The following is a 12,990-nucleotide window of genomic DNA, read 5'->3' as shown; positions in this document are numbered from 1 at the left end:
CTACCGGCCGGTGTGGGCGAAGGAGCTGTCCTCCTCGGCCGTGCGGATGGACTCCTTCTGCCGGTCGAGGCGGCGGATCACGGTCTCGAGGTCGGCGAGCAGCGCCTCGGCGAGCGAGTGGGTGAAGCCGTTGCGCACGACGAGGCGCAGCACGGCGAGGTCGGTGCGGTCGACGGGGAACGTGTAGGCGGGGACCTGCCAGCCGTGCTCCCGCAGGCCCGCGGAGACGTCGAAGACCGAGTAGTGGGAGATGTCCGCGCGCAGCCGGACCGCGAAGACCGGCAGCTCGTCGCCCCGGGTCAGCAGCTCGAACGGGCCGAGGGCGGCGATTCGGTCGGCGAGGGTCGTCGCCACCTCCCGGCAGTGCTGCTGGACCCGCGTGTAGCCGTCCCGGCCGAGGCGGAGGAACTGGTAGTACTGCGCGGCGACCGGCGCGCCGGGGCGGGAGAAGTTGAGCGTGAACGTCGCCAGCTCGCTGCCGAGGTAGTTCACGCGGTAGACGAGTTCCTCGGGCAGGGCGTCGGTGTCGCGGAAGACGACCCACCCGAGCCCCGGGTACACGAGGCCGTACTTGTGCCCCGAGGTGTTGATCGAGGCGACGCGCGGCAGGCGGAAGTCCCAGACGAGGTCGGGGTCGAGGAACGGCGCGACCATCGCGCCGGAGGCGCCGTCGACGTGCACCGGCACGTCCGGGCCGCCGTCGGCGGCGAGGCGGTCCAGGGCGGCGCAGATCTCCGCGACCGGCTCGTAGCTGCCGTCGAAGGTCGACCCGAGGATCGCGACCACGCCGATCGTGTTCTCGTCGACGTGCTCCAGCGCGGACGCCGCGTCGAGGTGGAAGCGGTCGCCCGACATCGGGACCAGGCGCGGCTCGACCTCGAAGTAGTTGGCGAACTTGTCCCAGCAGACCTGGACGTTGCCGCCCATGACGATGTTCGGCCGCCCGGTGCCCCCGCGGGCGAGCCAGCGGCGCTTGAGCGCGAGTCCGGCGAGCATGCAGGCCTCGCTGGACCCGGCGGTCGAGGCGCCGGGCGCCGTCGACGGGTCGGGGGCGTGCCAGAGGTCGGCGAGCATCCGCACGCACCGCTGCTCGAGCTCCGCGGTCCGCGGGTACTCGTCCTTGTCGATCATGTTCTTGTCGGCGCAGGACGCCATGAGCGCCGCGGCGTGCGGCTCCATCCACGTCGTCACGAACGTCGCGAGATTGAGCCGCGAGTTGCCGTCGAGCATCAGCTCGTCGTGCACCAGCTGGTGGGCGACCTCGGGGTCGAGCTCGTGCTCGGGGAGCCGGGTGGAGGGCATCGCGCCGGGCTCGGCGGTGAAGGTGGGCACGAGGGCGGCGTCGAGGCCGCTGCCCGCGCGCGGGGTTCCGGACTGGGTCACGCGGCGATCATGTCCCGCGGGACGCAGCGGCGCGGTGAACAGTCCGCGACGTTGCCGGATCGTCGCTGCCGCCCCTGTGCCGTCGACGGGTGGACGGGGTAAGACGTCCCCCGTGGCCAAGACCAAGTCCAAGAGCACCTCGAAGTCCGCGGCGAAGGCGAAGGGCGGGGCGAAGACGAAGGCCGCGTCGGTGACGGCGTCCACGCTGGTGCTCGCCGCCCTGCGCGAGCGCGTCGCCGCCCTCCACGCCGCGGTGGAGTTCGAGACCGACGAGCCGGTGCCGTCGGTCGACGACGACGAACTGGCCGGCGGGGCCGGGTCCGACGAGACCTCCGACGCCGCCTCCGAGGACACCGCCGTCGACACCGACGACGGCACCTCCGTCACGATCCCGGCCGCGCCCGAGGAGGTGCCCGACACGGATGACGCGGACGATCCGGAGGACTCGGAGGACTCGGAGGACTCGGAGGACTCGGAGGACTCGGAGGACTCGGAGGACTCGGAGGACTCGGAGGACGACGATGACTCGGTCGTGGCCGCGGGCGTCGACGTCGAGGGCCTCGCCGAGGTGCTCGCGGACCTGGACGCCGTGGTCGCCGGGTTCGCCCCGCTGATCGAGGGCCCGGACATCACCGCGCTGCGGGCCGAGCTGGCCTGGGCGCGCGCGATCGTGGACGAGGCCCACGGGCTCGAGGACACCGTCGACGTCCTCGAGGACCTGCTGGGCGGGCTGGACCCGTCGCTGCGCCTGGGACCGGTGGAGCAGCGGCTGCGGCTCGTCGTGTCGGAGCGCACCGCGGAGCGCCGGGACGCCGTCGCGACGATGCTGACCCGGCCGGAGTGGACGAGCCTCGTCGAGCACGCCGACCGGCTCGTCCTCACCGCGCCGATCGCCGGCACGAAGCCGAAGCAGACCGCGACGATCCTGGCCCGGGCCCTGACCACGGCGGACGAGGCCGCCCGCCAGGCCGCGGACGCGGCGGTCGCCGAGGCCCGCGGCTCGGACCGGGCGGGCGACCCGCAGCTCACCCCGGTGATCTCGGCGGCCCGGACGGTCGCGACGACCGCCAGGGTGACGCAGCCCGTGCTCGGCAAGGACGCCCGGAAGCTGGCGCGCGCGGCGGAGGCGCTCGCCGGGGCCCTCGTCGAGCGGCGGCGCAGCGAGTCGGCCGCGCACTGGCTGGTCGACCTCGCCGACCTCGCGCACCGTGCCGGCGAGCCGAGCTTCACCTACGGCGTGCTGCACGTCGGTGCCCGCACGCGCCGGGCCCGCGCCGACGAGGCCCTGGCGGAGGCGGTCACCGCCTACACGAAGCCGAAGCTGCACAAGCTGTAGGCGGTGGGCGCCGCCGCCGTGCCGTCGATCAGCGCAGTGGCGGCGCCTGCCGCGCCCCGGCCTCCTCGCCGTGCTCGAAGAGCTCCGAGGCCGGCCCGACGACGGCCGGGTCGGCCGGGTGGGCCACCTCGGGGTCCTTCTCCGGGTAGTCGAAGCGGTGCAGGACGTGCCGGATCGCCTCGAGGCGCGCGCGCTTCTTGTCGTTCGACTTGACCACCGTCCACGGCGCGTCGGCGGTGTCGGTGTAGAAGAACATCGCCTCCTTCGCGGCCGTGTAGTCGTCCCAGCGGTGGATCGAGGCGAGGTCGTTGGGGGAGAGCTTCCAGCGCCGCACCGGGTCGACCTGGCGGATGAGGAAGCGGGTGCGCTGCTCGGACTGCGACACCGAGAACCAGAACTTCACCAGGTGGATCCCGCTGCGCACGAGCATCCGCTCGAGGTCGGGGGTCTCGCGCATGAACTCCATGTACTGGCGCGGCTCGGCGTAACCCATGACCCGCTCGACGCCGGCGCGGTTGTACCAGGACCGGTCGAACAGCACGATCTCGCCGGCCGAGGGCAGGTGCACCACGTAGCGCTGGAAGTACCACTGCGTCCGCTCGCGGTCGGTCGGCTTCTCCAGCGCCACGACCCGGGTGCCGCGCGGGTTGAGGTGCTCGGTGAACCGCTTGATCGTGCCGCCCTTGCCGGCGGCGTCGCGACCCTCGAAGAGCACGACGATCTTCTGTCCGGTGTCCTTGACCCACGCCTGGAGCTTCAGCAGCTCGATCTGCAGCAGGCGCTTCTGCTCCTCGTAGTCCTTGCGGTCGAGGCGCTCGGCGTACGGATAACCCTCGCGCCAGGTGTCGACCACCCGGCCGTCGGGACCCAGCAGGGCCGGGTCGTCGTCCTCGGCACCGTCGGTGTCGACGGAGAGCTGCTCGATCGGCACGCCGGCGAGGTCGGCGAGGTCGTCACGGTCCGGTGTCACGTCCGCGATCATGGCCCGACCAGGTGACCGACAGGTGAACGTCGACCAGGGGTCGTCCCACGGTCACGTTCCCGACGACGGTTCGGGTCAGGCTGGCGGGCATGCCCCACCTGCTCGACGGTGACGCCCTGCTCGCCCGCGCCGAGGCCGCGCTGGCGGTCGCCCTGCCCGACGCGCTCGGCCTGGAGTTCGTGGATCCCTCCGAGCCGCTGCGCGGCGTGGCCTTCGAGGTGGCCGGGATCGCGGTCACCCCGGCCGCGACGCTGCACGCCTCGGCCCTCGCGGCGGCGCTCGAGCTGGCCGGCTACCTCGCGGTGCTACCCACGCTGACCGCGGCCGAGCACGCGGTGACCCACCAGATCTCGACGCAGTACCTGCGCCCGGCCACGGTCGGGCAGCGGGTGCGGGTCCGGGCCGAGCTCGCCCGGCGCACCCGGTCCCTCGCGTTCGTCGGGGTGACCGCCGAGCGCGAGACCGACGGCGTCGTCGTGGCACAGGGCCAGATCACGAAGTCGATCGTGGAGTTCTGAGCAGCGTCGCGGCGAGCGCGAATCCGATCGCGGCCGCGATGAGGTGGCCCACCGTGGTGAAGTCCGGCAGCAGGCCGTACCAGTCGGCGTCGGCGATCGGCCAGCCGAGCACGAACAGCACCCAGGGTGCCCGCGCCCACCGCGGTAGCGCGACGGTGGCCGCGGCGAGCGCCGCCTCCGCGCCGTACGAGACGCCGACGTCGACGGCCGAGCGGGCGTCGTCGGGATAGGTCCCCGCGCGGATCGCCACGAGCAGCACGACGGCCGTCAACAGCGTCGCGCCGACGTGGCCCGCGAGGAACACGGTGGCCGCCCGCCGCGCCCCCCGGTGCGCCTCGATCCACCACAACGCCAGCCCGATGCCGAGCCAGAGGGTGATCAGCAGGCCCGGGTCGACCAGGGACCCGTCCGTCACCAGGGCGCTCCCGAGCAGCGAACCGACCGGGTGCCGGGCGAGGTTGTCGAGGTTCGTCGAGAGCCAGGCGATCGCCGTGTCGGCCGCGGGCGAGACCGTGAACCACACGTGGGCCACGAGCAGGACGACGAGGAACCCGCAGGTCCACGGCCCTCGTCGTACGTAGCTCACGGGAGGAAGCGTCCCGTGCCCGCCGTCAGGCCCGCGCGAGGACCCTCGTCGCCGTGCGGCGGCGCCACGGGGTTCGACCCCAGGGCTTCGCGACCGAGGCCCACGTCATGAGGAGGAAGGCCGCAAGGCTGACCACCGGACCCACGACCAGAGGGCCGGCCACGGGGCTCGGGGCCGTGCCGAGCGCGATGCTCTCCTCGACCCACACCCCGACGAAGAACGTGCTGTAGAGGATGACCACCACCGTGAGCACCAGCTTGACCAGCACCCACCAGTAGGTGACCAGGCCCCACGGCGTCACGAGCGAGAGTGCGACGCCGGAGGCCAGCGCCAGGAACGCGCCCGGGATGACGAGCCAGAGGTCGACCGTCGAGACGAGCAGATAGCAGGACCGGCGCAGCTCGACGTCGTCGGTCACGGCCGCCGTCGAGGTCAGGACGACGTTCGCCGCGCCCGCGCCCATCCAGCCGAGGGAGACGACGACGTGGAGGAACACCAGGGTCTGTCGGGTGCGCTTGCCGACGCGGGACGCCACGCCGGGGGAGTGCCCGCGGTTTCAGGAACCTGAAACCTGGGCTGCAATGCGATTCAGGAGTGCGGTGAGCGCGGCCAGTTCCTCGGCGTCGAGTCCGAGCGCCTCGGGACGGTCCGCGTGTTCGACGAGCGGGGTCGCGCGGGCGAGGACGTCGTGCCCGGCCTCGGTGAGGTGCACGGGTGCCGGTCGGCCCCGTCCCGTCGCGGCACGCTCGACGTACCCGGCCGCCTCGAGTCCGGGCAGCAGCTCGCTCATGCTCTGCGGGGTCATCAGGCAGGCGCGAGCCAGCTCGGACGACGTGGCCCCCGGGGTGTTGTCGAGCTGCACGAGCACGCCGAACTGGGTCGGGCTGAGCCCCACCGGCGCGAGGGTGCGGGCCAGTCGGGGCGCCAGGATCAGGTGGGTGCGGATCACCGACCAGCTCGGGAGCGCGGCGACCCGCTCGTCGGTCCAGAGCTCGGGCACTCGCGGACCCTAACGTCCTCGGCGAAGTTGCTCCGAATGGCCGGTTGATCTTCTCGAACTGGTGTTCGATCCTAGGGGTATGGCGATCGAGGCAGGGTGGGACCCCGAGACGGGTTTGCCGCTGCCCGCGCCCCCGTGGGATCTCGACCTTCCTGACGAGCCCGCGTTCGAGCTGCCCTCGGACGACGACATCGCGCGCTGGGAGGCCGAGAACGTCGCCGTCCTGCGGGACGCGGTGTTCCCGTGGGCGGTCCACGAGTACGAAGAGCCCGCCGCGCCGTCGGCTGCTGAGCCCGGCTGGGCGGTGCCCGGGGTGTCCTCCGGCGCGGAGTCCTCCTCCTCTGACGGTGACGGTGTGTCGGCGGAGTCCGCCGCCTTGTTGGCGGAGGCTGCCGAGGCTGTGCGGGAGATGCGTCTGGGTGGGGCGCGGCTGTACCGGTCGTTGACGGCGTTGCGTCGCTCCGAGGTGCTGGCCGAGACCGGGTACCGGCGGGTGGGTCGGCTGCTCGAGGACCACCTGCGCCTGGATCCGAAGACCGTCACCACCCTGGAACGCCAGGCCGAAGCGCTGCAGGAGACGGTCACTCCCACCGGTGCCACCACCGCACCCGACCTCCCGGCCACTGCCGGCGTCGTCGACGACGGCCTGGTCGACGACGCCCATGTCGAGATCATCCGCACGACGATGGAACGCCTCGACAAGGTGACCGACCTCGAAGACTCGGTGCGCGCGGTCGCCGAGGAGCAGCTGGCTGGGTTGGCGGCGATGTTGTCGCCGAAGGGACTGTCGGCGGCGGCGAAGGCGATCGCGGATCGGCTCGACCCCGACGGCGCGGCACCGAAGGACGACGACGCGGCCGGCAACGAGTTGCATTACACGAAGCGGCGCAACGGGGACCTGCACGCGAAGCTGATCTTGCGTGAGCGGGTCGCCGCCTCCCTGTTCGAGGACGCGGTCCGCGCTGCCACCCCCGCCCCTGCCTCCTCGGTCGTGGCCGACCCGGAGACCGGGGCCGCCCCGCAGTCCGAGGACGGCAACCGGGGGCACGACCCGCGCGACGAGGCCGACCGCTCCAAGCCCGCCCGGCAGGCCAACGGGCTGCTCGACCTGATCGCCGCCAGCCATCACGCCGGACTCAACGAGCCCGAGCACCCGGGTGCGGTGCCGTTCCCCGACCTCGACCGTGACTTCGACACCACCGCCTGGCCCCCCGACCGCGAAGACGACGCTCGTGAGGCCGCCCCGGCGGAGGCTGGCGACAAGGCCGACGAGCACGGGACTGGACCCGGGGGCCATGCCGGAACCGATGCCAATGGCACCGGTTCCCGGGGTGCCGGCAAGCCCGACCCGGACGCCACCGGCGAGCACCGGCCCGGCGAGCACCGGTCCGGCGAGCACGGTGCCGACGAGCACGGTGCCGACCCCGGGAACCGCACCGAGAGCGATGCCACCGGCACCGGTTCTGCCGACTCCGCCGGGCCGGACCCCGAGCCTCCGCTGTTCGGCCCCGGACCACCAGACCCCGGTCCCGACGCTGACGCTGATCCCGAGCGGGAGGCCGAGCCGCCGCCGCGTCGCCCGTGGACACCCCCGGACTTCGACACGATGGCTCTACCCGGACGGGAACGGGTCACCCTCACCGTCACACTCGACTACGAGACGCTGCGCCAACAACTCGCCGACACCAGCACAGCGCTGGCACTGCTCGGGGACTCCACCTGGATCCGCCCCGACACCGCCCGCCGCCTCGCGTGCGACGCCGACATCATCCCCATGGTCCTCGGGTCTAAAGGCGAGGTCCTCGACGTCGGCCGCAAAACCAGGGCCATCCCCACCGCCACCGGCCGTGCCGTCGTCCAACGGGACCGGCACTGCGCCTTCCCCGGCTGCGCCAAGAAAGCCCGGCACTCCGAGAACCACCACATCATCCACTGGGCCCACGGCGGCCACACCGAACCCGACAACCTCGTCTGCCTCTGCCGATACCACCACGACCTCGTCCACCACGGCGGCTGGCAGGTCCACATGATCGACCACCTGCCCTGGTTCACCCCACCCAGATGGCTCGACCCCACCCGACAACCCAGACACAACCGCCCCTGGCAGGTAGTGGACGGGTGATCGCGGTGGCCGAGCCGCGATCCTCGTCAGCGCGAGGAGACCCGGCCCGCCCGGCGAGTGCCCTGCACCGGGATCGCGCCCGACCAGCCGAACTGCTCGCTGTGCACGCGCTCCGCGGGCACGCCCAGCTGCTCGATGGCCGCCAACGACCCCGCGAGCAGGGACGGCGACCCGCAGACGAACCAGTCCAGGTGGCGGCGGCCGCGGCCGGGGACGACCTCGTCGAGCATCGCCGCGTCGACCCGTCGTCCGGAGGTCCGCGTGATCCGCAGGTCGAGTCGGCGGGCGAGGGAGGCGAGCTCGGGCTCGAAGAGCGGCTCGTCGGGACGCTGGGCGACCACGAGGTGCAGGGGCCGCGGGTCGGCCGAGTCGGCCAGCGTGCGCAGCATCGACATCATCGGCGTGATCCCCACGCCACCGGCGACGAGCACCAGCCCCGGCGCCTCGGGAGCCGCGGTGAACGAGCCGTGCGGTCCGTCGAGCCAGACGCGCGACCCGGGCGGGAGCGAGGCCAGCGTCGTCGAGAAGTCCCCGCTGCCGCGGACCGTGAGCTCGAGGCGTCCGGTGACCTGGGCGGACGAGGCGATCGTGAACGGGTGCTCCTCGCTGCCGAGCACCGAGCGGCGCAGCCGCAGCCACACGAACTGGCCCGCGTGGAAGCGCATGCCGCGCTGCAGGTGCACGGGCGCGAGGACGAGCGTGGCGGTCGAGGGGCCCTCCGGGCGCACGCCGTAGACCACGTACGCGCCGTGTCGGGAGAACAGCGGTCGCCACACCCAGCGCAGGAACAGCACCGCCAGGAAGCCGAGCGTGAGCGCGGAGAGGACGACCCGCATCAGCGGGTCCTCCAACAGGTCACCGAGCCACACGACGTGCAGGCCGGCCAGCACGATCGCGGCACCGGCGAGCAGCACGTGCACCCGCGCCCACACCTCGTAGCGTCGACCCGATCGCCGGCCCCACGCCGCGACGAGCCCGACCGCCAGCATCGCGGCCGTCCCCAGCCAGCCCCACTGGATCGACAGCGACGCCTCGAAGGGGTTCAGCAGGTGCGGCGAGCGCACCACCGCGACCGCGAGGTGCATCAGCACCGCGGTGATCGCGACGATGCCGAGCCACCGGTGCGCGCGGATGATGCGGTCGATGCCGAAGGTCCGCGTCAGGGTCCGCAGCCGCGCGGGCGCGACCATGGTGAGTGCCATGGCCAGCAGCGCCACCACCCCGACCGCCGTCAGGAGCACCGACAGCGGCCGGCCCGAGCCGGTCCGCCAGACGGTCAGCGCCACCGGCCCCAGGAGCAGGAGGGCCGCCACCGCCGTCCAGATCGTCCGTCGTGTCGCGAGATGCACGGGGCGTGACGGTAGGGAGGCGGGCTGTGACGACCCCCGAACCTGAGAGCGCCGACGATCAGCGGTGCCGAGCGCGCGACGAGAGGAGGCGCACGCTCAGAGTGTGGTCCGCAGCCGGTAGGTCCTGGTCACCTGCTGCGGGTTGTCGTTGTCGTCCGAGACCAGCAGCAGTTCGAGGGCCCCGTCGGGATCGCGGCCGGTGATCGTCATGCCCTCGATGTTGTCGAGCAGCGGGTTGCGCTGCGGCTGCTTTGCCGTGGCGCCCAGGGAGGGGCAGGCGCCCAGGTCGGCGAGCACCGAGACGGTCGCGGGGCCGTCCGCGGATCGACGAGCACGAGGTGCACGGTGTTGCCCGTGGCCTTCTCGTAGCCCCGCTCGAGGGCGAGCAGCCGTCCGTCGCCGACCGCCACGAGCTCTGACACCCCGAGGCCCGCGGGCAACGGCATCGGGATCTCCGGGCCCGGCACCCCGGCGCGCCAGGTGAGCAGGCGGGTGTCGGTCTCGCCCGTCAACGGTTTCTCCAGCGACGCGACGAGGGTGTCGTCGGGCTGCAGGGCGAGCCCTTCGAACGTCGCGTTGTCCTGGGTGCGCCCGACGACGTCCGCGGGGATCGGCAGGGCGCCGAGCAGTCGGCCGTCGGGGGCGTACCGCAGCACCTGCGGGCCGGTCTCGTCTCCGATGAGCAGCGAGGAGTCCCGATCGATCACCAGCGACTCGGAGTCGAGCGGCTTCCCGGCCGGGTCGGCCAGGACCACCGCGGAGAGCGGCCGGGTGGCCGTCGCGTCGAGGGTGAACAGCACGGTGCGGTCGGAGAGCGCGTACACGGTCCCGTCCGGGCGCGCGGCGAGTGCGGACAGGTTGCCGACGGTCTGCCCCTGGAACGTCTGCCCCTCGAGCGCGTCGGAGAAGGACTCGATGCTCGTGCTCGGCGAGCACGGCCCGGGCCCGTTCCCGACGACGGGCGGGGCCGGTTCGGGTGCGCCGCATCCGGCCAGGACGACGACGGCGACGAGCAGGAGGCGGCGCACGGCCGGAGCCTGCCCGACCCGGGTGGCGCGCCGGTGAACGAGTCGGCCTGGCCTCGTACGACGTCACGTGTGGCGCCCGGCCGCAGGGGCGACCCGGCCGTCATGAGCATGACGGTGGCGGTACTCGGCACGGGCCTGATGGGGTCCGGCATGGCGCGCAGCCTGCTCCGGGAGGGACACGCGGTGCGCGCGTGGAACCGGACCCGGGAGAAGGCCGACCCGCTGGCCGACGACGGGGCCACCGTGGTCGACACCGCGGCCGAGGCGGTCGACGGCGCGGACGCGGTGATCACGATGCTGTTCGACGCGGACGCGGTGGCCGCGACGATGGCGGACGCCCTCCCGCGTTTCGGCGACGACACGGTGTGGGTGCAGACCTCCACGGTGGGGCTCGACGGCATCGAGCGGCTGGCGAAGCAGGCCTCCGACGCGGGCGCCGCGTTTCTCGACGCACCCGTCGTCGGGACGAAGGACCCCGCGGAGCAGGGGAACCTGGTCGTCCTCGTGTCGGGGGAGAAGGACCTCGTCGAGCGCGTGCAGCCGGCGTTGGACGCCATCGGCCAGAGGACGGTCCACGCGGGCGACGTCGGCACCGGGAGCCGGCTCAAGCTCGTCGTGAACGCCTGGCTCTCGACGGTGGTCGGCGGGGTCGCGCAGTCGATCGCGCTGGCCGGGGACCTCGGCCTGGACCCGCAGCTCTTCCTCGACACCATTGACTCCCAGGCGCTCGACAGCCCGTACGCCCAGCTCAAGGGCAAGGGCATGATCGACGGGGACTTCTCGCCGTCGTTCGCGGTGGACGGCGTCCTCAAGGACACCCACCTGATCCTCGACGCGGCGCACTCGTCGGGGACCTTCACCGGTCTGCTCGCGATGCTGGCCGACCGGCTCTCCACCGCCGATCGCGCGGGCCACGGGGACGAGGACGCCGCCGCGGTGGTCCAGGCCTACCGGGCCCACCGCGACTAGACGAGCCGGTCCCGGACCGCCCGCACCTCGCCCGCCAGGGCCACCAGCACCCCGTCGTCGGGACCGGGATCCGCGGTGCCCTCGAGCACCGCGAGCGACCGGCCGACGGCGGGGTGCTCGTCGTCGGGATCGAGCACGGACGCCGTGGCGAGGACGCGGAGATCGACGAGGCCCTCGCGGAAGCGGTCGAGGTCGGCCTGCTGGTCGGCGCCGAGCCGGTCGTGGTCGGGCGTCAGGTCGGCGGTGGCGCGCAGGGCCGCCCGCTGGGCGGCGGCGACGTCGCCCCGGGGACCGCCGAGGGACCGGACGGCGGCCACCGTGGCGGACACGGCCTCCTCGACCCGGACGCGCAACGCCGGCGGCCGGACCCCGGGCACCACCGCGAAGCCCACGACGACCGCGATGACCAGGGCGCCCGCCGTGAGCAGCACGTACTCGACGAGCGTCCCCAGCGGGTCGAGGTGGCGCAGCGAGGAGTTCATCGCGACGCTCATGCAGACCATCGCCGCGCTCCCGAGCGCCGGCCGGGTGGTGATCGTCGACAGCCCGATCACCAGCGCGACCCCCGCGATGGGGGCGTACACGGCCGTCGGCACCAGCAGGATCACGACGATCACGACCGCCGATCCCGCGGCCAGCCCGACCACCTTCGGCCACGCCTTCCCGAGGGTGTCGCGCCAGCCGGCCTGGAGGACGCCGAACGTCGTCATGAGCAGCGTCGGGAGCAGCGGGTCGCCGGGGCGCAGCCGCATCGAGAGCAGCAGCGCGGCGAGGACGCCGAATCCGGTCCGCAGGGCGTGCCGCACCTGGGCGGTCCGCAGCCACCCGGTCAGCGGGACCGAGCGGAGGTCCCGCCGGGCCTCGGCGGGGACCGACACCGGCGTGTCGTCCCGCTCGGCCGCCGCCCGGTCGATCGCGTCCAGGGCGGTGTGGGCGACGTCCAGCACGGTGGTCCGGTCGCCGGCGGTGATCGCTCCGGGCGGATCGCTGAGCTTCGCCCGCACCCGGTCGGCCACCTCGTGGGCGCGGGCGCGCAGGTCGTCGAGGGCCGGCTCCCCGGAGTCGGACCGCCGGGCCAGCGCCTCGGCCGAGCGCCGGGCGAGCCGGTAGCGCCCGGCCTCCTGCAGCACCGTCCCGAGCCAGCGTCGACGGCCGTCGGCGTGCCACAGCGACACCGACCCGGATACGTCGCCGTCCCCGTCGAGCAGGTCGGCCACGGCCGCCCGGGTCGGTTTCGAGGGGTCGGTGATGCCGAACGCGAGCCGGAGCACGAGGGCGACGACGACCCCGGCCGCGGCGGCGAGCACGAACTGCCACGAGCTCGCGGGGGAGAGCAGGGGGAGGCCGTAGGCGAACAGCGTGACCATGCCGAGCCCGAGGGCGGTGGTGTTCCACCGCGGCCCGCGCAGCGGCAGCAGCGCGCCCGCCGTCACGACGACGACGATCAGGGCGACGGCGGCCGGACGCGACACGTCCGCGAGCAGGCGGGGTCCGACCGCCGCGCCGAACAGGACCGGGGCGAGGACGGCCAGCCGGCGCAGGTCCGGCCACAGCGGGCCGCCGAGCGACGTGATCAGCCCGAACAGCGCGACGAACGCGCCGACGACGGCAGCGGGTCCGGCGCCGAGCAGCGTTCCGACCACGAAGGCCGGCACGGCGACGATCACCAGTAGCGGGAGCAGGCCGCCCTTCACCGGTCGGACACCGCCGCGCGCAC

General features: G+C 73.5%; 12 protein-coding genes. 4 read left to right on the top strand and 8 right to left on the bottom strand.

What is annotated here, in order from left to right; translation table 11 throughout:
* The gene (locus ACQPYX_RS19195; protein WP_433798895.1) at positions 1-1,383 is read right to left on the bottom strand and encodes a glutamate decarboxylase; all 1,383 of its coding nucleotides are present in this window, start codon (positions 1,381-1,383) and stop codon (positions 1-3) included.
* A 112-nt stretch (positions 1,384-1,495) separates the two neighbouring features.
* On the opposite strand from ACQPYX_RS19195, the gene ACQPYX_RS19190 reads away from it, so the two are divergent.
* Entirely contained in the window at positions 1,496-2,719 is a 1,224-nt protein-coding gene (locus tag ACQPYX_RS19190) for a CHAD domain-containing protein (protein WP_433798894.1), read from the top strand.
* Positions 2,720-2,747: 28 nt separating this feature from the next.
* Here ACQPYX_RS19190 and ppk2 read toward each other — a convergent pair whose 3' ends face one another.
* Positions 2,748-3,689 (bottom strand): polyphosphate kinase 2, encoded by a 942-nt coding sequence (gene ppk2 / locus ACQPYX_RS19185; protein WP_433798893.1) that lies wholly within the window; start codon positions 3,687-3,689, stop codon positions 2,748-2,750.
* A gap of 101 nt (positions 3,690-3,790) precedes the next feature.
* Between ppk2 and ACQPYX_RS19180 the strand changes: the two genes are divergently transcribed.
* On the top strand, positions 3,791-4,219 hold the full coding sequence (locus tag ACQPYX_RS19180; protein WP_433798892.1) for a PaaI family thioesterase: 429 nt from the start codon (positions 3,791-3,793) through the stop codon (positions 4,217-4,219).
* Here ACQPYX_RS19180 and ACQPYX_RS19175 read toward each other — a convergent pair.
* The 3 genes from ACQPYX_RS19175 to ACQPYX_RS19165 are packed head-to-tail and all read right to left on the bottom strand — an operon-like array spanning position 4,194 to position 5,805.
* A complete protein-coding gene (locus tag ACQPYX_RS19175; RefSeq protein WP_433798891.1) occupies positions 4,194-4,805 on the bottom strand; it encodes a rhomboid-like protein in 612 nt (203 codons plus the stop codon). The genes ACQPYX_RS19180 and ACQPYX_RS19175 overlap by 26 nt on opposite strands.
* 25 nt (positions 4,806-4,830) lie before the next feature.
* Positions 4,831-5,340: a hypothetical protein gene (locus ACQPYX_RS19170; protein WP_433798890.1), complete on the bottom strand. Its 510-nt coding sequence runs from the start codon at positions 5,338-5,340 to the stop codon at positions 4,831-4,833.
* Between the two features lie 21 nt (positions 5,341-5,361).
* The gene (locus ACQPYX_RS19165) at positions 5,362-5,805 is read right to left on the bottom strand and encodes a MarR family winged helix-turn-helix transcriptional regulator (RefSeq protein ID WP_433798889.1); all 444 of its coding nucleotides are present in this window, start codon (positions 5,803-5,805) and stop codon (positions 5,362-5,364) included.
* Between the two features lie 79 nt (positions 5,806-5,884).
* On the opposite strand from ACQPYX_RS19165, the gene ACQPYX_RS19160 reads away from it, so the two are divergent.
* Complete coding sequence (locus ACQPYX_RS19160) at positions 5,885-7,927, top strand: DUF222 domain-containing protein (RefSeq protein ID WP_433798888.1); 2,043 nt, start codon at positions 5,885-5,887, stop codon at positions 7,925-7,927.
* 26 nt (positions 7,928-7,953) lie between these two features.
* Here ACQPYX_RS19160 and ACQPYX_RS19155 read toward each other — a convergent pair whose 3' ends face one another.
* Both ACQPYX_RS19155 and ACQPYX_RS19150 read right to left on the bottom strand, forming a co-directional pair.
* A complete protein-coding gene (locus tag ACQPYX_RS19155; RefSeq protein WP_433798887.1) occupies positions 7,954-9,276 on the bottom strand; it encodes a ferredoxin reductase family protein in 1,323 nt (440 codons plus the stop codon).
* A 206-nt stretch (positions 9,277-9,482) separates the two neighbouring features.
* Positions 9,483-10,304: an esterase-like activity of phytase family protein gene (locus tag ACQPYX_RS19150; RefSeq protein ID WP_433798886.1), complete on the bottom strand. Its 822-nt coding sequence runs from the start codon at positions 10,302-10,304 to the stop codon at positions 9,483-9,485.
* Between the two features lie 102 nt (positions 10,305-10,406).
* On the opposite strand from ACQPYX_RS19150, the gene ACQPYX_RS19145 reads away from it, so the two are divergent.
* Positions 10,407-11,273, top strand: a complete 867-nt coding sequence (locus ACQPYX_RS19145; RefSeq protein ID WP_433798885.1) for an NAD(P)-dependent oxidoreductase — start codon at positions 10,407-10,409, stop codon at positions 11,271-11,273.
* Here ACQPYX_RS19145 and ACQPYX_RS19140 read toward each other — a convergent pair.
* Complete coding sequence (locus ACQPYX_RS19140; protein ID WP_433798884.1) at positions 11,270-12,967, bottom strand: FUSC family protein; 1,698 nt, start codon at positions 12,965-12,967, stop codon at positions 11,270-11,272. The two genes, ACQPYX_RS19145 and ACQPYX_RS19140, sit on opposite strands and share 4 nt — an antisense overlap.
* Positions 12,968-12,990 lie beyond the last annotated feature (23 nt).

The organism is Actinomycetospora sp. CA-084318, assembly GCF_050955885.1.
In the GTDB taxonomy this organism is placed as follows: Bacteria; Actinomycetota; Actinomycetes; order Mycobacteriales; family Pseudonocardiaceae; genus Actinomycetospora.
Note: the sequence above shows the minus strand (reverse complement) of the source record. Positions and strands in the feature narration are given on the sequence as shown.